This is a genomic window from Desulfospira joergensenii DSM 10085 (genome assembly GCF_000420085.1).
Lineage (GTDB): Bacteria > Desulfobacterota > Desulfobacteria > Desulfobacterales > Desulfobacteraceae > Desulfospira > Desulfospira joergensenii.
Genome location: NZ_ATUG01000001.1, coordinates 517,582 through 536,487, shown reverse-complemented (window position 1 = coordinate 536,487; position 18,906 = coordinate 517,582). Strand labels below are relative to the sequence as shown.

Here is an 18,906-nt window from a genome sequence, read left to right as displayed (position 1 = left end):
GTCCGGTTCACTTGGCTGGTTGAACCATCCTGTCACTGGATATCATCCACTCGATATAAGCGGTAATGGATCCGGTCAGATAAAACGGAATGTTCAACAGGGTGCATTCGTTCCCGTTCAACGTTGAAATTCGATTTATTTCCAATTTCCCGGAATAAATCCTTACAGCATATTGGTGAGGTGCCCGGTCTATGAACTGATGAAGAGACCTAAGCCGTCCGGTTGCAGCAGATTTTACTTCAATGGGGATGAGCAGGTTTTCATATTGAATCAGGAAATCGACTTCGGCACTGGATTGCTTTTTTTCCCGGTTCCAAAATTGCAGTTTGAACAGAGGAGATGTTTCAGCCGCGAGAAGTTCCTGCCCGACAATATGCTCTGCTATTTTTCCCTGATAGACAGAATCAATGCCATTGGCTTCAAACAGATCTTTTTGAAACCCACCAAAATAGTTGAGCATCCCGGTGTCAAGAACCTGGAGCTTTGGCGATTTTTTTATATTTGGCTGTAAGGGGGGAGAGACAGAGGACGAAGGATATAAAAGGTAAATTAACATCGCTTTTTCCAAAACTTTTAATGCTTCACTCATTTCTCTTGATTTGTAGTCGGAGTTGCCAAAACCTTGGAATTTAATTCTGCTGCCTGCTTCATAGAATGCATTTGAAACGGCATGGCGAATGACGTTTGCCATTGTCCTGTTTCGAGCATATTTCTCAACGTCATCAAGATAAGAGACGATTAAACTGTCAAATATGCTGTTGAGTGCAATGATGTCTTTTTGATCGGAATATTTTTCAACGATTTCCGGCATGCCCCCGATAACTGCGTAGATATGGAATAATTTCATCAGTTTGTCGTGTGCGAAATCAGGTACAGGAACGGTTTTGTTGAGAATGTCCAGACTGGCCGTTTCTGATAATGCACTTAAAAACTCTTTAAAACTTAACGGCTTCATCACAAGGTATTCCACCCTGCCAACCGGGAAACTGATATGTGTATCAATAAGTGTTTCTAAAAGAGATCCAGCTGCAATAACGTACATATCCGGAAATGATTCATAAAAATATCTGAGACAGGAAACAGCTGACGGGCTGTTTTGAATTTCATCGATAAATATTAAAACACTACCGTTCCCTTTTACCTGATTTTTATGAAAGAAAATTGCCTGAAGCAATTTTTCAATGGAATGGTCCTGTTCAAAGATATCCCGCTCGGCTTTAATTTCAAGATTCAGGTACAGATACTGATCAAATTGTTCTGAAAAAAGATTGATAGCTGTGGTTTTTCCCACTTGCCTTGCACCTCTCAGAATCAATGGTTTCCGGGCTTTTTTTTCTTTCCAGCTTGATAGTTCTTTTAAAATATCTCTATTGAACATTGCACTCTCATTTTTTGCTTGTCATAAAGTCAGAGTCTTTTAATAAGCATCTTGTAATAAAGTCAGTAATAATATCGACTTTATTTGTAAAATAGTCAAGCATTTAAAGTGCAGTTAATTTGACGCAGATATGTTGAACCATAGTAACACCAGACTCTGCGGCTTGTCCGTAGTATGTTTCTTGTTTGAGTTAAGTGAGCTGTCCCCGGAATTCACAGGAAAAGGATCCACAACCATCCTAACCAGACCGGCCGTCACTGACAATGGTGCATGACCTCTATAGACGCGGTGATAAGAATCTTATCTGCCAGGGTCCTGGGAAAAAAATTGCGATGGACCCCATGCCAGGAGTCCTGGAGAGGACATGGCTGCCCTATGAAACATCTGATCATATTTTTATTGACAGGCAGAAAAGATCAGGATAAGGATTATTTTATATTGTGGAAGTATCATTCCATAATGTGGAATAAAATACAACCAAACCACCCCGGCAAGGGATAGAGGTCACCCATGGCCCAAAAGGATACCAACCAGACCCGCAAAAAACCGGCAAAGCCCCAGGGCGGCGCCCAGAGTATCAGAAGGACCATTGATATCTTAAGATCCGTGTCCCGGTTCAACAAAACAGGGGCGCGGCTGTCCACCATTGCCCGGGACGTGGCCCTGCCGGCCCCCACAGCGCACCGGATTCTCACCGTGCTCCAGGAGGAGGATGTGCTCTCCTTTAACCCGGAAACCAAGCTCTACTTCCTGGGAACCGGCCTCTATGCCCTGGCTGCGGCCACAAGCCAGTTTTCCCTGCGGGACCAGTACCATTCCTGCCTCAAGCGGATCAGCGATTATACAGAGGACTCGGCCTATCTTCTGGTGAGATCCGGATATGACGGGGTCTGCATTGACCGGGTCATGGGCAGTTTCAGGGTCCAGGTCCTGGGGTATGAGGTGGGAGAACGCCGGGTGCTGGGCATTGGTGCGGCCGGCCTGGCCCTGCTCTCTTTTCTGCCTGCCCCCCTTAGGGATGAAATTCTGGCGGCCAACAGCCCAAGGTATGTCAAAGAGTTCGGCGTCTCCCCCAGAGATGTAATGGAAACCGTCGAACAGACCCGGGCCAACCGATACAGTTTAAGCGTCCACCGGGTGACCTCTGATTCCGTGGGTGTGGGAGCTCCAATTTTCAATACCGCGGGCCGGGTGGTGGCTGCCGTGAGCATGTCCGCCATCACCAAAAGATTGGGGCCGGACCGGTGCCGGGAGATTGCCCGGTTTATGATGGATGAAATATCTGCTGTGGGTCCCCCGTCTGCCTGAGGCAGACACGGGACCCTAAAACAAAAGTGAAGAGACCGATGGAAACACCAGAATATACATTTAAACACTGGCTCACGGACCTGAGGCGGGGCTTCCACCGGCAGCCGGAACTCTCATACCAGGAGGAAAAGACCACCCAAAAGGTATGTCAGGTGCTCTCCGAGCTTAACATCCCCGTTCAGACCTTTGGGGATATGACCGGCGCTGTGGGCCTGATCCAGGGCAAAGCTGTTGATGCGCCTTACCAGGGCACCATTGCCCTGAGAGCGGACATGGATGCCCTCCCCTTAGCCGAGATGACCGGCCTTGAATTTGCCTCTGAATACCCAGGTCAGATGCACGCCTGCGGGCACGATGCCAACACCGCCATTGCCCTGGGCGTGGCCAGGCTGGTTCAGGAATCCGGGCTCATGGACCGAATCAACGGGGCTGTAAAGTTTATCTTCCAGCCCTCTGAAGAAAAGCTGGGCGGCGCCCTGGCCATGATGGAAAAAGGGGTATTGGAAAACCCCAGAGTGGACCGCCTCATTGCCGGCCACATGGACCCCAACTTTCCCGTGGGTCAGGCCGGGGTGTTCCACCGTACCGGCCATGCCGCCTCCGATCCCTTTGAGCTTGTCATCCACGGCAGAGGCAGCCACGGGGCAAGGCCCCACAAGGGACGCAGCCCCATCACAGCCGGTGCCCAGTTCGTAACCAGCCTGGACACCCTTATCCTAAGGCATGTGCCGCCGGTGCACTCCGCCGTGATCAGTGTGGGCGCCTTCCACGGGGGGGATGCCGGCAACGTGATTCCGGAACAGGTGGTCATCCGGGGCTCGGTGCGGACCCATGACCCCGGAATCCGGGAAATGCTCTTCCGGGAGATGAACCGCCTGGCAAAGGGCATTGAAACCATGTTCGAAGTCCAATGCGATCTTATCTTCAAGTCCGGGGCGCCCATGGGGCTCAACGATCCTGACGCCTCTGCCTCTCTTTTCCGGGCATCGGCAGATGTCCTGGGCGAAGACCATGTCACGGTGCTGCCTTTTATCATGGGCAGTGACGATTTTTACTTTTTCGGCCGGGAATGCCCTGTGGCCATGATGCGCCTGGGATGCGCCGATCCTGACAAGAAAACCGCTCCCCCTCTGCACTCCCCAAAATTTGATATCCACGAAGATGTCTTGGAAACAGGGGCAAAGGTCTTGTTCCGGGCCATTGCCCTGTTTTTTGATAACCAGACCCAACAACCACATAAAAAAAAGGAGAAAAGATGAAAACACTGAAATACGGATGGGCCGTCCTTATGGTAACAGGCCTCTGTCTGTGCTGGCTTCTGACCCCGGCCCTTGCCGGGAAAAAGGATGATACCCTGAACATTGCCTTTTCCAAAGAACTGGAAACCCTGGACCGCTATTACAACACGGCCAGGGAGGGGATCGTGGTTTCCCGTCACGTATTTGACAACCTTTTGTACCGGGATCCTGTCACCTACGAGTACAAGGGGCTTCTGGCCAAATCCTTTAACTGGGCCTCCAACACCCAGCTGGATATTGAGCTGCGCCAGGGCGTTACATTTCACAACAGCCAGGAGATGACTGCGGAAGATGTGGCCTATACCCTGAACTATGCGGCTGACCCTGCCAGCAAGGTCAAGACCCAGCGCTACTCCGACTGGATCGACCATGTTGAAAAAACCGGGAATTACAGCGTCAGCATCTTCCTTAAAAAACCCTTTCCCGCAGCCCTTGAGTTTCTCTCCAATGCCAACCCCATCTACCCCAAAGCCTATTACAGCAAGGTGGGAAAAGATGAATTCGGGGTAAAACCCATCGGTACCGGGCCCTATAAGATCACCGAAGTGGTGCCGGGCAAAAAGATTGTGTTCGAAAAAAATGCTGACTATTTTAAGGACAGCCCCAAGGGACAGCCTGCCATCGGCAAAATCGTATGGCGGACCCTGCCGGAGATCAACACCCAGATGGCTGAACTCATGACAGGGGCTCTGGACTGGATTTACCTGGTGCCCCAGGATCAGGCTGAAAAACTGGCCATGATGCCCAGCCTCACCGTCACCCCGGCTGAAACCATGCGGGTGGGCTTTCTCCAGTTTGACGCGGTTAACCGGTCCGGCAAGGAACACGGCATGGACAACCCCTTTGCCAAGCTTGAGGTCCGCCAGGCCATCAACCACGCCATCAACCGCGAAGCCATTGCCAAGAATCTGATCGGCGGGCAGTCCCGGGCCATTTACTCGGCCTGCTTCCCCTCCCAGTTCGGCTGTGACCAGAATATCAAAACCTACGAATACGACCCTGCCAAGGCCAAGGCCCTTCTGGCCAAGGCCGGATATCCCGACGGATTTGAAACAGAACTTGTCGGATACCGGAACCGGCCCTATGCAGAGGCCATGATCGGTGATCTGGCTGCCGTGGGCATCAAGGCCAAACTTGTGATGATGAAGTACTCCGCCATGAGGGAAAAGGCCCGGGCCGGCAAGCTCCAGATGCAGTTTCTCACCTGGGGATCCTACTCCATCAACGATATCTCCGCCATCACCAGCCATTACTTCGAGTTTGAGGCCGATGACCTGGCCATGGACCCAAAGGTGCGGGACAGCCTTGTTGAAGGGGATTCCTCCATTGACCCCGAACACCGCAAGGCTGTCTATTCCAAGGCCTTAAAGCGCATTGCAGACCAGGCATACTGGTGCCCCATGTTCACCTATGTGTCCAACAACTGCTATGCCAAGGACCTTAACTTCACCCCGTACCCGGATGCCGTGCCCAGGTTTTTCCAGGCCAGCTGGAAGTAAGCGGGCCAATTCATGCTGGTATATACATTAAAACGCCTGGGGCTCGCTTTGCTGGTGCTGATAACGGTTTCCATGATTTCGTTCATGCTCCTGCGGGTCTCGGGCGACCCTGCCATATCCCTGGCAGGGGAAGGTGCAAGCAGTGAGGAAATCGAGTTTGTACGGACCCAGTACGGGTTTGACCGCCCCATTGTCGTCCAGTACATGGAATGGGCCAACAGGGCCCTTCACGGGGATTTCGGCAAATCCCCCTACCTGAACCGGCCCGTGGCCCAGATGCTTCACGAGCACATGGGGGTTACCATGATCCTGGGGGTCAGTGCCCTGTCCTTTGCCCTGATCCTCTCCATCCCCTTAGGCATGCTGGCGGCGGTGCGGCCCAATACCTGGATCGACCGGGTGGCCCTGAGCATATCGGTGATGGGCCAGGCCATGCCATCGTTCTGGTTCGGCCTGATCCTGATCATCTTTTTCGGGGTGCATCTTCGGTGGCTGCCCATTTCCGGCAGTGAGTCCTGGCAGCACTTTGTCATGCCCACCATTGCCCTGGGATATTATGCCACCCCTGCCATCATGCGCCTGGTGCGGTCCGGGATGATGGAGGTGCTGGGATCGGACCATATCAGGACCGCCCGGGCCAAGGGGCTTCGGTGGCCCACGATCCTGTTCAAGCATACCCTTCGCAACGCCATCATTCCCGTGGTGGCTGTGGCAGCGGTCCAGCTAGGGTTCATGCTCGGCGGCTCCATCGTCATCGAGTCCATATTTGCCTTAAACGGTCTGGGCAGCCTGGCCTGGGTCTCCATTTCCCGGTCAGACCTGCCCGTGGTCCAGGCCATTGTCCTGTTTTTATCCACCACTTATATTTTTCTGACCTTTCTGGGGGATCTGCTTAACGCCTTTCTCGATCCCAGAATCAGGAGTAATTAATGTCAGCAGTATCAACAACATCGGATTTTCACAAGGGCCTAGGCCTGGATGTGGTCTTTCCCACCCCGGGCCAGATCATGCGCCAGCGCATGAAAACCCATAGGGGGTTCATTGCCGGCGGTCTCATGGTCTTCATCGTTCTCATGGTGGCCCTGTTCGCCCCTTATATTGCCGGGCACGACCCTTATGCCCAGGATCTTTCCAGCCGGATGATCTCCCCGGTATGGGATGCCAAAGGCACCTGGGACCATCCCCTGGGCACGGACAACATGGGCCGGGACTATCTTTCCCGCCTGGTATACGGGGCCAGGATTTCCCTTCTCATCGGGCTTTCCTGCACGGCCATTGCCGCTGCCATCGGCATCTCCCTGGGGCTCATTGCAGGCTTTTTCGGCGGGGTAGCAGACATGGTGGTCAGCTTCATCATCACCGTACGCCTGGCCCTTCCCGCCGTTCTGGTGGCCGTGGCTGTGGTGGCGCTCATCGGCGGGTCCATGCAGGTGGTGATCCTGGTTTTGGGCTGCCTGATCTGGGACCGGTTCGCCGTGGTCCTGCGGGCCACCACCCAGCAGATCCGGGCCATGGACTATGTCCAGGCTGCCCAGGCAGCCGGATGTTCCGTGCTCTGGATCATGACACGGGAGATCATGCCCAACCTGCTGAACTCCATCGTCATCGTGGCCACCCTCGAGATCGGCCGGGCCATCCTTCTGGAGGCGGCGCTTTCCTTTCTGGGCATGGGGGTCCAGCCGCCCACGCCCTCATGGGGTCTGATGATTTCCGAAGGCAAGGATCTGATGCTCTTTTCCCCCTATCTTGTCACCATCCCTGGGGTGGCCCTGTTTTTTCTGGTCCTGGGCATGAACCTGTTCGGTGACGGGCTGCGGGATGTCACCTCACCGGAAGGACGCTCATGAACGCCCTGCTTGAAGTCAAGAACCTCTATGTGGACCTGAACCTGCCCGCAGGCTCCCTCCATGCGGTAAGGGATGTCAGCTTTTCCGTTGAAAAGGGAAAAACCTTAAGCCTTGTGGGGGAATCGGGTTGCGGAAAATCCATGACCGCCATGGCCATCATGGGGCTTTTGCCCCCGTCTGCCACCTTTCGGGCCGATGCCATCACCCTGGACGGCAAAAGCCTTTTAGGCATGACCGAGGCCCAGCTCTCCCGGGTCAGGGGCTCCCAGATGGCCATGATATTCCAGGAACCTATGACCTCCCTGGACCCCTGCTACACCATCGGGAACCAGCTCACCGAAGCCCTGACCACCCACCAGAAGGTCTCGGCACGAAAGGCCCGGGACCGGGCCGTGTTCCTGCTGGAAAAGGTGGGGATCACCGGCGCATCCTCCCGGCTCAAACAATACCCCCACCAGCTCTCTGGAGGACTGCGCCAGCGGATCATGATCGCCATGGGGCTGATGTGCGGACCGTCGCTCATCATTGCCGATGAACCCACCACCGCCCTGGACGTCACCATCCAGGCCCAGATCATGGGGCTTCTGGCCGGAATCCAGGAGGAGTTCAACATGGGCATGATCCTGATCACCCATGATCTGGGCGTGGTTTCCAGGGTGGCGGACGACGTGGTGATCATGTACTGCGGGCAGGTTGTGGAGGAGGGGTCCATCACCGATATCTTTACCCGGCCGGTCCACCCCTACACCCGGGGGCTCATGGCCTGTATCCCGGTGCCAGGAAAAACCGAACCCGGCGGCAAGCTGGGATCCATCCCCGGCATTGTCCCCACCCCAATCGGCGAGCTCTGGGGCTGCTCCTTCAGAAGCCGGTGCCCGCAGGCAGGCCCTGCGTGTGCGGACAAGGACCTTTCCCTGGTCTGCCTGCCCGACGGGCGCGCCTACCGGTGCGCCCGGATTCAGGCCCGGGGACTGTCCCATCCTGAAACCGTCTGGGATGACCCGGAAAGGGAGGCAAACTAATGAGCCAATTTGCATTGGAAACCCAGGATATTACCAAGACCTACAGGGTCAGTGCCGGTATCTTCAAGGGGAAAAAATCACTTAAGGCGGTAAATGGTGTGAGCCTTTCCATCCCCAAAGGGTCTATTCTGGGACTTGTGGGGGAGTCGGGCTGCGGCAAGACCACCATTGCCAAGATGATGCTGGGCCTTGAAACCCCGACATCAGGCGATTTGTTCATCAGCGGCCAGAACGTCGCCGTCATGGGCAGCAAACAGATCGCAAAAAAAATCCAGCCCGTATTCCAGGATCCCTACTCCTCCCTGAATCCCAGGAAATCCATTACCAAGATCATCACCCTGCCCCTGCGGTCCCAGGGCCTGGCCAGAACCGGGGCAGACCTGGACAAAAGGGTGGATGAGATCATGGAGATTGTGGGCCTGCCCCCCCGGCTCAAGCACAACTATCCCAACCAGCTCTCCGGGGGACAGCGCCAGCGGGTGGCCGTGGCCAGGGCCCTGATCATGAAACCTGAAATCGTGCTCTGCGACGAGCCCACATCCGCCCTGGACGTATCGGTCCAGGCCCAGATCCTGAACATGCTCATGGACCTGAGAAACGAACTGGACCTGACCTATCTGTTCATCAGCCACGACCTGGCCGTGGTGGAGCATATTGCCACCCATGTGGCGGTGATGTATCTGGGGCGGGTCGTGGAAGAGGCCAAGGCCTGCGACCTGTTTGCCCGGCCCAGCCACCCCTATACCCAGGCCCTGCTGGCATCGGTGCTCACGCCGGAACCTGCCATGGGCCTGCCGGATCTTCATCTGGGCATTGAATATCCCAACCCCATTGACCCGCCGTCGGGATGCACCTTCCACCCCAGGTGCGTCAAATGCCGGGATCTGTGTACCCGGGAGGCGCCAAAGACCCAGGTTAACGACGGAAAACTTGTGGCCTGCCACTTTCCGGATAATTTTTAAAGGAGACAGATATGAACCGAACCCACGCCCTTGACAGGGCCAGGGCCTTTGCAGCGGACAGCCTGTTCACCCTTCTTTCCGACTGGGTTTCCCTGGACACGGGAAGCAGGGCTGACGACCGGAAACCTTCACTCACCGCCTATCTTGAGGAAAAGATCATTCCCTGGCTGGCCTCCCGGGCGTTTGAAACCAGAATAGTGGAAAACCCGGAAGATCCCTGCGCCCCCTTTCTTATTGCCAGGCGGGTGGAGGACAAGGCTCTACCCACAGTGCTGGTTTACGGCCACGGGGATACGGTTCCGGGCATGGATGATGCCTGGACAAAGGGAGGCGGCCCCTTTGCCCTGACCCGGGACGGGGACCGCTGGTACGGCAGGGGAGCTGCAGACAACAAGGGGCAGCACGCTGTGAACCTTGCGGCCATGGACTGCGTGCTCCAGGAACGGGGAACCTTGGGGTTCAACCTCACCCTGCTTCTGGAAATGGGTGAGGAGATGGGATCTCCGGGACTTCATGCTGTTTGCGCCGCTGAAAAAACAGCCCTTGCCGCAGATGTGCTCATTGCATCGGACGGTCCCAGAATCGAGCCGGGCACCCCCACCATTTTCGGGGGCAGCCGGGCCGTATTCAACTTTGACCTGAAGCTGACCCTGCGGGAAGGGGGCCACCATTCGGGGAACTGGGGCGGGCTTTTGGCCAACCCCGGCATCATCCTCTCCCATGCCATTTCAAGCCTTGTGGATCAAAAGGGAAAGATCCTGGTGGATGCCCTGCGGCCCAAAGACCTGCCCCGATCCATTGCAGCGGCCATTGACAAGCTCTCGGTAACAGGGCAGGGCGGCCCCGAAATTGATCCGTCCTGGGGGGAACCGGGATTAAGCGCGGCACGGAAGGTATACGGATGGAACACCCTGGATGTCCTGGCCTTTGAATGCGGTACCCCGGCAAGCCCGGTCAACGCCATCCCTCCCGCGGCCTGGGCCAGATGCCATATCCGATTCCTGGCGGACATGGATCCTGCCACATTTATCCCGGCCATCCGGGCCCACCTGGACGACCACGGATTTTCCGAGGTTGAGGTGATTGAGGTTCCCAACAACTATGGGCTTGCCACCCGCATGGCCCCGGACAACCCCTGGGTCTCCTTTGTCACGGCTTCCTTTGACACCACCCTGGATCTCCTGGCAAAGGGCCCTGAGAAAAAGCAGGTCTCCTTTCTGCCCAACCTGGGCGGCACCCTGCCCAACGATGCCTTCAGCCATGTGCTGGGGCTGCCCACCATCTGGGTGCCCCACTCCTATGCCGGCTGCTGCCAGCATGCGCCCAATGAGCACGTCCTGCCGGCCATCCTGGAAGAGGGACTGGCCCTGATGACAGGGCTGTTCTGGGATATCGGGGAAACCGGAGGGCCGGAACCGGACAAAGAGACGTCGAAAAAAGGATAACCTTCTGGTGAGCACTATCAAAAAACAATGGTTTCTGGCAGGCCTTATCCTGGTATTTGCCGGGGTGATCCTGGACAGCAGCCTGACCCTGGCCCGGACAGGCATCTTTTTTAAAATCCACCAGGGACCGCCCCTGATGATTTTCATCATCTTTTTCTTCTCCGGCCTGATCATAGAACCTGCCCAGATCCGGGCCGGGATCCGGGATATCAAGGCCACGGCTGCGGCCCTGGGCCTCATTGCCGGGGTGGCCCCTGTCCTGGCCATGCTCCTGCTTCACCTTCCCCTGGAAACCGGGGTGGCCATCGGCATCATCCTTGTGGCGGTGATGCCCACCACCCTGTCATCCGGGGTGGTCATGACCGGACAGGCTGGGGGCAACATGGCCCATGCCCTGTTTGTGACCATTCTGTCCAACTGCCTCTCGGTCATCTCCATCCCCCTGATTTTGCCCAGGATGGTGGCAAACTTAGGACTTGGTGCAGACATCGTCGTCGACCGGAAGGCCATCCTCATCAAGCTGGTGTTCCTGGTGCTGGTACCCCTGGTGCTGGGACTTCTAACCAAGCAGAAGGCGCTGCCGACCGTCACGCCTGCATGGAAGAGGCGCCTGGGAATGGCCAACCAGTGCATTGTCCTTGGTATCGTATTCATGTCCCTGTCCGGGGCCCGGGAGGTGCTGATCTCCCAGACCCAGGCCATGGCCTGGATCCTGCCCCTGGTGGCGGTTTTCCATGCAGGGCTTCTGGGCATTGCCTTTCTGGTAACACCGCTGCTGGGACTGGGAAAGGGGAGGCGGGAGTCGGTGGTGTTCATGGGCGCCCAGAAAACCCTTCCCTTGGCCGTCATCATTCAGATCACCTGCTTTCCCCAGTTCGGCACCGCCCTTTTGGTCTGCGTGGTTCACCACGTGCTCCACCTCATGATGGACGGCTATCTGGCCGGGCGCATGGGAGAGGGCTGACCCCCAGCAATTTGTTACAATACTTTTCGCGAAAGCCGCTTTATACTCTGTGCCATGAAACCGAAAACAGATGTTAAATTTTTCCGGGACCCGGCCCTGTCCGGAATTGACATCGGTAGGGTAACCAACAGCCGTCACTGTTTTCCCGAACACTTCCACGACAACCAATACGTGGTCACCCTTATCAAATCCGGGACCTGCCAATGCCTGGGCAGAAAACAGAAAGCCGCCGTTGCAGGTCCTGGAAGCATAACCCTCCTCAATCCGGGTCAGATTCATTAAGGCGTTCCCTTAGGCGACAGCCGGTTAACCTATACGGTCTGCCATTTTTCCTGTAAGGCCATGACCGCCCTTGCAGAGCCCCCGCCGGTCTGGACTGCGACTGCGCAGGGTGAATTTTCTATTCTCCAACAACAGCATGAACTAATGATAGTATAGGTGTTGATTTCATACCTTCATTACAACCTGTAAAATAATGTGATTTGAAGTATTCATCTGTAATACATTCAATGTTATGGAAACCTCGTTCTCTTAGAAAATCTTCAATCTTACCTTTTTCTATACCGAAAGCTAGCGGTTCATCAGATTCAGAGGCAATTTTGAACCATTCCTTTGCTTCAAAAATTTCGGATTTTCCTTCAATCACGTCGGCATATGTAAAATCAAAAATCACGGCACTTCCTTCCCCTTCATTACTTGATATAAATGAAAGAGTTTTATCCACAGCTTTCTCATCAATATACATTGTCACCCCTTCCCAAATAAACAGAGTCTTTAGGTTTTTACGATATCCTTTTTCAATTAATACGGTTGGAAGGTTGTCTTCAAGAAAATCAATTGATACATGGTTTACGTTCGAGGGAAACGTTTTTAAAACTTCTTTTAACTTCTCTATTTTGTATTCCTGAGTAGCAGGATAATCAACCTCGAAAATCGGTATCGTATTGTTTAATTCTGGAAATCGATATGGCCTTGAATCATAACCAGCTCCGAGTATCACCAGTTGTTCCAAGTTGTTTTTAATGAAATGCTGTAGGTATTCATCTATATATCGGGTCCGTGCAAGAAAATGCTCGTGAAAGCCGGGGACACGACCTTTGAATAGTTCCAATGCGGTTTCAGGCGATATATCATGCTCTCCCACCACTGTAAAGCCGGGAGGAAGAATCATAGCTGCATATGGGTCATAACATATTCTTTGATCCTGTGGCTTTAATGATTCAATTGCTCTGTGAGCGGCAATAATCCCGGCAGATCGACTCGGTTTGTTTACTTTCATATTACCCTTTTGATTGAATGAAACATAAAATGTTAATGAAGAAGTTACTGCATGCTAACGTCGCAAATAACCAGCTGGGAAAAGGCGCAGAGCTAAGCGGCGCGGCTTTTCCCAGTCCAGGTTTATTTGCATGGTTATGTGTTTCTCCTTAGTTTCAATTTATTCCTTTTTTCCCGGTCATATGTTTGATTTCAATTTTAATCAGTTTTGTTCGATTCAGAGATTTTTCAATATACTTCATTCCTTCTTCTTTATGCATTTGAGAATCTTCTCTGCTTAAAAATTTTTTAAAAAGGACTTGCAATCCTTCTACTTTTTCATCACCAAAAACTTCTACAGCTCTTCCGAAAATAGTCACGCTATTAAAATTAGTATCAAATCCTTTAAATTTAGATTCGGAAATTATAGGAACAACAAAAACATCTTTTACAACATTGAATGATACGTTTGGACAATAGTGGATATTTTCCAATTTATGGCCTGTCTTCGCACAATGAAAATAGATACTTCCCTTGTGGTAGATGAAATTGAGCGGAATAGCATAGGGGTATCCATCTTCACCCATTGTCGCAATTGTACCATATTCTGCCGCTCTCAAAATTTCATTACAATCATCAGTGGTTAATTGTTTTTCTTTTCTTCTTATTTTTCGAAACATATAGAACCTTTACTTTTTGTTGGCCACATAACAAGATGATGTGTAGAACTGGATAACTTATATGACCAAATAGCTACCTGGATAATATGCAGATATGAAGGATATCCAGATCTTGCTAATTCCTTTATATATTCAATGGCATATCAGGATCACTGAATCGTGTAAAGCCTTATTAAAATGATTGCTCAGATACCAACCCCCATGGTAAATCAGGGCGGTCAGGCAGGGGAAGGAAAGGGGGTGGAGCGGCTTAAAAGGCCGGGGGTTCAGGACGGGATAAACCACGGGCTTTTCAGCTTCCTCTGCTCCCATGGACGGGAGCAGGGGATTAAGCGGAACGCCCCTTTCCTTCCCCTGCCGGGTTATGCCGACCCATTCCATCCCCAGGATAAGCAGATTGGGTCCCTTCCGTTTTCAGGATCCTTAAGACATGATTTCCAGGACAACCTCCGGCCGGTATGGACTGCGGCTGCGCAGGGTGAATGATTCCTACAGGCTCTAAGCCCGGCTTTGCTGAAAGGGAAAAACTCACATAAGGCTCAAACAATTTCCCTTTTTAACCGCAAAGCCAATCAAGAGCCTGTACGGAATCCCACCCGATGACTCCGCTGCAGCCCATACCGGCCTCCACGGCGGAGCGGACATGATTTTTCTGCCGCAAGTGGCGATAGTTTAAACGGGAAAAAATCGTGGCGAACATTTTTCAAAGGGTCTTGAGAAAATCTGTGGACAGGATACTATTTTTATAAAACGGTATTATGTCCCCGAATTTTCCTGCTCCTGATCCAGAGCATAGACATGAGCGTGGGGGCGGCCCAGCTACAGTCCTCGACAACCCAGATGCGCATGGCCGGTCTGCGCTCCGATCAGATTTACCTGGCCCAAAAGAAGCGCATAGACCCGGACGATCCTGCCACCTGGCCCACAGTGGCTGCGTTGGGTGACCTGTCCGGGCTGAGGGCCGCTCGCTCAAGAACGACCCCAACGGCTTCTATCTGCGGGGCATAGGTCGCTGGGGCTCCATAGACAGTCGTGACGGCGACAACGGTTATGACTATAATTCCGGGCTTCTTTCGGGCGGCTACGACCGGGTGATCAAGGGCCACTTCCTGCCGGGTGTTAGCCTGGGCTATTCCGGCACCTTTTAAGCATTTTTAGCACCTCATACTGAAATGCATCTTCCAGGTCTTCAAGTATAAATACTGATGCAGTCTGAAAGCTGTCATCTTTCAAGAAACATCCATCTGAAACTATGGCGTGGAGATGAGGATTGAAGTTGAGAAAGTCACCATAGGTCTGCACAGCCATACTGGCGCCGGGAAAAGCATCATTACAATATGCGATTGCTCTTCTGTATACATGTTTGTGGGTATTGACTTTTTTATTGTCCTGTTTCAATATCCCTAAACGAATTGACTGTTTTTTAAATCGAGCCGGCAGGATGAATCGGGAAAACAAAATTGAACAAAGGTCAGGGGAGATTCACCAAAGGCCCAGAATCTCCATATACATTCATTATCCCTGGTCCATAAAAATAGCCATCTATTTTTTGGGTGCCCTGAGCTTTGGATTTGTGGCGTTTACCATATCCTTTTTTCACCCAGTTCCTCTATTGGCAAGCATTATGGTGGGGATAGCTTACAGCATCGCATTTGGCGGGGCCGCTATTCTTATTTGCGAGGCAGGACTGGCTGTGGTTCTAAAATTTGATGGCCAGAAAAAAACGATTACTATTTTGCAGGCCTTTGGGGTTTCTTTTGGTATTTTTGTGACTGGATTTTTTCTGCTGGGGGGAATACAGGCAGGTCTCAAACCTTATGAGCTTCCTTTTCTTGCCTATTACTATGAGGCAGATACGCCTTTTAGTGCCTTTTCCATTCTGTTTTTTTTAAAAATGCTGCCTGTATGGGTGCTGGATACCATATTGGCGATTATGGCTTTAAAGTTATGGGACGAGTACGGGAAAAGTCTTATGCGGATCAGGAGTAAACGCCATGCCCGGAGTCAAAAGATCTGTTTATTTGAGAATAAGAAAAAATTTGTTTTTGAACAGACGGCCATTACCCATATTTCAATTCAGGAGCACTATGCTTCTGTCTATTTTAAAAACCAGAATCAGCTTGAAAAAAAACAGATTAAAATGTCCCTTGCAAAGATTTTGGAATGCGTCGGAGATGAGTCTTTTATCAGAATTCACAGGTCCCATGCCGTTAATGTCAGCCATGTCACTGAGTTAACAAAGATCAGTGGTGTTGATCAAGTGAAAATAGAGAACACCAATATCTGTTTGCCGGTGAGCCGGCGCAATTTACCCATGGTCAGAAAGAAGCTGGTTTATGGATAGGAACTTGTTTTTTTCAAAAAATCTATGAATGGACAACGCAATGAGTACAGAAAAGAAATGACCTACAATGAGTATGAGAAATTTTTTAAGGAAAAAATTTTCAAAATCCTCAAAAAACAGCTCTTAGCGGCCTCATTTTGACCCCAAAAACAGGACGTTAAGAATTTAATATGGTTTCCAACAATGCTCTTGCAACGGATCGCAAAAAAACCGCGACCGCTGAAGAGCCAAGTTCCCGGCGGGCAATACACAGCAGACTAGGGGGTTGGGAAAGATCCGGTTTCAGATCCAGTAAACCAATGGAAGACGAATCAAAAAGAATACCGAATTTCCAGGGAGTAAAAGGGGTTAAAAGGAAATCCCGGCCTCAAACCAGAACATATGGTTCCGGACATTGTCTGAATCTCCGCCGTTATAGTTGGCGGAAAGTGTTGTTCTGCCGTTGGACAGGGTGATCCCGGCCTCGGTGATCAGGGTGGTTTCATCTTCCTGATCCGTTACCCGCCGTGACGCCGCGCCCACAGACATGGTGCTGGAAAATTCAGCATCCGTAAGGGCCTGGGATACCCAGAATCCCAAGGAGGGATAGAGTGCCCACCCGTTTTTAGAATCTGCTTGTGTAAACCATTTCATACCAAGCCTTGCATAAAGGTCATGCTCATCCATGGTTCCGTGGGTGACGTTGGGGCCGGAGGTGTTGTCCGTGGTAAAGGCCGCCTGGTGGCTCCAGGCATAGGCCAGGCCCATCTCAGGTAAAAAGGTCTGGTTCCAGGCCCTGAGCCTGTATCCAAGGGAGGAATCCATCCGGAACCCGTTTGAACCGAAGGCTGCGGATTCCTTGTTATTGGTTGCAAGATCCTGGTAATCGCTGTGGCTGTAGGAGAGGGTGCCAAAGCATGAGAACAACCAGGTGTCATCATGTAAATAGACAGCATGGCCCCCCAGAGAATAGGTATCTGTATCATCGGACCGCTTGTCATATCCTTGTCCGGTAAACTTTATCTCATTCTGGGTGATGCCGATATGACCCCCGAAAAAAAACCGGTCCGAAAGGGCCCGGGTCACCCCGCCCATGATTCCGATGGCATCAGCCTCATATCCTGTAGCTGAATTATTTTTAAATGTAGATACAATGGGGCTGGCAAAGACAAAATCCCGGCTCTTTTCCGGCACAAAGGACAAGGGCCCGAAAGAATTCCCGAGGGCTGCCACCAGATATTCCGGTTTCTGCCCGAAGGCTGAGGTCTGGGACGATTCTGGGCGGGTTAAGGGATCGGTTAAGATATTGGACAGAACATTGCTATAGAACATCCCGTTCATCCGGCTGCTGAGCTGATTTCGAACCTGGGCGGATTTAAGGGCAGGGGAATGCTTGGGTGTAAACTCAACCCTTATCTTCTGAGGCGTCGTGCCGTTGCCGTTCACAAGACCGGCTTTATAGTCAACCGGTAAAGGGGATAATACGGCGAATTGATCTGAAATCACAGCCCCGTCCACCAGAGTGGGGAGTTCATATTCGGATTTGCCGGAAAAATTCTTTCCCAGGGTCAGATAAAGGGTGGCATCTGAGAAATAGGCCGCTGCCCCTGTGTTAAGCCCTATGGTGCCTGCATATTCGGTGGTGAATCCATTCTGGGTATTGAGTTCCATGGCGTAGCCGGTAATGGTGGTAGTGCCGTCGTTCACATATACCTGCCTGGCCTCTTGGACGCCGCCTGAAAGTCCCGGATAAAGTGTGGCCCTAACCTGTATGAGTCCCTTTGAATGAATGGTTGCGCCATTTTCATTAATCAGGATACCATAGGCTGTGGCATTGCTGCTCGTATATGCTGCTGCGGCATTTGGGCGCTCTTTTCCGGCAATGGCTGTGACGGAAATTTTACCTTCGGAATAGATATTCCCTTTTGAGCGTATACCAACGGCTTCTGCATATGCATCCTGAGATACTGGAGCCGTACTATCTCCTCCCCTGGCAATGACACTGATATTCCCCGTATTCAAGACGCTGGACCAACCAGACAATCCTATGGCCTCAGCCGAGGACAAATTGTAAACACTGCCAACCCCGGTTCCCCCCTGGGAAGAGACCCTGAGTTCTCCTGTGTTATTGACATTGCCGCAATCAATTCCAGACGCAGTGCTATAGGAAAAAACATTAGACGTACCAGACATTGCCGCCCCTGTCTCGGCGTGGACCGTTATGTTTCCTTTGTTTACAATAGTATCAGACCCCCAGGAAGAGATTCCGGCCACAACGATGGAGGCACTCTCCGTATTACCATCAACCACTCCTCCTGTTATTTTGGCGGAAATATCAATGTCACCAAAATTTTGTAATTGTCTGCCCAGGTAGATGCCATTCAATCTTATCCCGTTGTTCGTCCCGCCGCCCGTCCCATTGAGATGAATTAAGATATCGCCCCTGTTTTCCATTACAACATCTTCATTATAATTTAGAATCCCTGAAACGTCTTTCTCTGCTGTCAAAGGGTCGTTGTTGTAATTAAGATCAATAATATTGATATTTCCAGTGTTTAAAAAAAAACGGTCGGGATCATACCCGTTGAGATCATCAATGACAATACCGAGATTGGCGTCATATCCACTGCTGCTTGTCCAAAAAACAAACTCTGTGATTTCATCGGAATTGGTTTCAAATACGGAGACATCATCATATATTTTACCCGGGGCTGCCAGGGATACTGAGCAGATAAATCCGAAAAAAAACAAAAAAATGAACAGACAGATACCAGATAACCTACGGGGAAATAAATACTTCACTTTTATCCTCTATTTTGGAATGGTAGTTTTTGGTTTTGGTGCATTTGGGTTTTCGACCGCCTTTGTACTGCTTGGGAACTATGGTTCACCAGTGCTTATTCATAAGCGGTAGCAATTTATT

At 51.8% G+C, this 18,906-nt stretch carries 17 protein-coding genes; 12 read left to right on the top strand and 5 right to left on the bottom strand.

Features of this window, described 5'->3' with window-relative positions; all coding sequences use genetic code 11:
* Window positions 1-7: 7 nt before the first annotated feature.
* Entirely contained in the window at window positions 8-1,378 is a 1,371-nt protein-coding gene (locus F608_RS0102620; protein ID WP_022664056.1) for an ATP-binding protein, read from the bottom strand.
* A gap of 510 nt (window positions 1,379-1,888) precedes the next feature.
* On the opposite strand from F608_RS0102620, the gene F608_RS30465 reads away from it, so the two are divergent.
* Genes F608_RS30465 through F608_RS0102565 form a run of 10 tightly spaced genes read left to right on the top strand, consistent with a single transcriptional unit; the run spans window position 1,889 to window position 12,005 of the window.
* Window positions 1,889-2,686 carry an IclR family transcriptional regulator gene (locus F608_RS30465; protein ID WP_022664054.1) on the top strand — a complete coding sequence of 266 codons (798 nt, stop codon included), beginning with the start codon at window positions 1,889-1,891 and terminating at the stop codon, window positions 2,684-2,686.
* Window positions 2,687-2,724: 38 nt separating this feature from the next.
* Window positions 2,725-3,945 carry a M20 metallopeptidase family protein gene (locus tag F608_RS30460; RefSeq protein ID WP_022664053.1) on the top strand — a complete coding sequence of 407 codons (1,221 nt, stop codon included), beginning with the start codon at window positions 2,725-2,727 and terminating at the stop codon, window positions 3,943-3,945.
* Entirely contained in the window at window positions 3,942-5,483 is a 1,542-nt protein-coding gene (locus F608_RS0102600) for an ABC transporter substrate-binding protein (protein ID WP_022664052.1), read from the top strand. The genes F608_RS30460 and F608_RS0102600 overlap by 4 nt, the downstream gene beginning before the upstream one ends.
* A gap of 12 nt (window positions 5,484-5,495) precedes the next feature.
* Window positions 5,496-6,413 carry an ABC transporter permease gene (locus tag F608_RS0102595; RefSeq protein WP_022664051.1) on the top strand — a complete coding sequence of 306 codons (918 nt, stop codon included), beginning with the start codon at window positions 5,496-5,498 and terminating at the stop codon, window positions 6,411-6,413.
* The gene (locus F608_RS0102590; RefSeq protein WP_022664050.1) at window positions 6,413-7,330 is read left to right on the top strand and encodes an ABC transporter permease; all 918 of its coding nucleotides are present in this window, start codon (window positions 6,413-6,415) and stop codon (window positions 7,328-7,330) included. Before F608_RS0102595 ends, F608_RS0102590 begins: the two co-directional genes overlap by 1 nt.
* A complete protein-coding gene (locus F608_RS0102585) occupies window positions 7,327-8,352 on the top strand; it encodes an ABC transporter ATP-binding protein (protein ID WP_022664049.1) in 1,026 nt (341 codons plus the stop codon). The genes F608_RS0102590 and F608_RS0102585 overlap by 4 nt, the downstream gene beginning before the upstream one ends.
* Window positions 8,352-9,314 (top strand): ABC transporter ATP-binding protein, encoded by a 963-nt coding sequence (locus F608_RS0102580; protein WP_022664048.1) that lies wholly within the window; start codon window positions 8,352-8,354, stop codon window positions 9,312-9,314. Before F608_RS0102585 ends, F608_RS0102580 begins: the two co-directional genes overlap by 1 nt.
* 11 nt (window positions 9,315-9,325) lie before the next feature.
* Window positions 9,326-10,759, top strand: a complete 1,434-nt coding sequence (locus tag F608_RS0102575; protein WP_022664047.1) for a M20 family metallopeptidase — start codon at window positions 9,326-9,328, stop codon at window positions 10,757-10,759.
* 7 nt (window positions 10,760-10,766) lie between these two features.
* Window positions 10,767-11,723: a bile acid:sodium symporter gene (locus F608_RS0102570; protein WP_022664046.1), complete on the top strand. Its 957-nt coding sequence runs from the start codon at window positions 10,767-10,769 to the stop codon at window positions 11,721-11,723.
* Between the two features lie 54 nt (window positions 11,724-11,777).
* A complete protein-coding gene (locus F608_RS0102565) occupies window positions 11,778-12,005 on the top strand; it encodes an AraC family ligand binding domain-containing protein (RefSeq protein WP_022664045.1) in 228 nt (75 codons plus the stop codon).
* 118 nt (window positions 12,006-12,123) lie between these two features.
* Here the strand turns inward: F608_RS0102565 and F608_RS0102560 are convergent, their stop codons facing one another.
* The gene (locus tag F608_RS0102560) at window positions 12,124-13,002 is read right to left on the bottom strand and encodes an SAM-dependent methyltransferase (protein ID WP_022664044.1); all 879 of its coding nucleotides are present in this window, start codon (window positions 13,000-13,002) and stop codon (window positions 12,124-12,126) included.
* 154 nt (window positions 13,003-13,156) lie between these two features.
* The gene (locus tag F608_RS0102555) at window positions 13,157-13,660 is read right to left on the bottom strand and encodes a pyridoxamine 5'-phosphate oxidase family protein (protein WP_022664043.1); all 504 of its coding nucleotides are present in this window, start codon (window positions 13,658-13,660) and stop codon (window positions 13,157-13,159) included.
* A 995-nt stretch (window positions 13,661-14,655) separates the two neighbouring features.
* Here F608_RS0102555 and F608_RS37305 point away from each other — a divergent pair.
* On the top strand, window positions 14,656-14,808 hold the full coding sequence (locus F608_RS37305; RefSeq protein ID WP_153307492.1) for an autotransporter domain-containing protein: 153 nt from the start codon (window positions 14,656-14,658) through the stop codon (window positions 14,806-14,808).
* Here F608_RS37305 and F608_RS35565 read toward each other — a convergent pair.
* Complete coding sequence (locus F608_RS35565) at window positions 14,780-14,968, bottom strand: transposase (protein ID WP_022664040.1); 189 nt, start codon at window positions 14,966-14,968, stop codon at window positions 14,780-14,782. The genes F608_RS37305 and F608_RS35565 overlap by 29 nt on opposite strands.
* Before the next feature lie 316 nt (window positions 14,969-15,284).
* Between F608_RS35565 and F608_RS0102535 the strand changes: the two genes are divergently transcribed.
* Complete coding sequence (locus tag F608_RS0102535) at window positions 15,285-16,004, top strand: LytTR family DNA-binding domain-containing protein (protein ID WP_161626809.1); 720 nt, start codon at window positions 15,285-15,287, stop codon at window positions 16,002-16,004.
* 348 nt (window positions 16,005-16,352) lie between these two features.
* Here the strand turns inward: F608_RS0102535 and F608_RS0102525 are convergent, their stop codons facing one another.
* A complete protein-coding gene (locus F608_RS0102525; protein ID WP_153307435.1) occupies window positions 16,353-18,293 on the bottom strand; it encodes an autotransporter outer membrane beta-barrel domain-containing protein in 1,941 nt (646 codons plus the stop codon).
* Window positions 18,294-18,906: the final 613 nt, after the last annotated feature.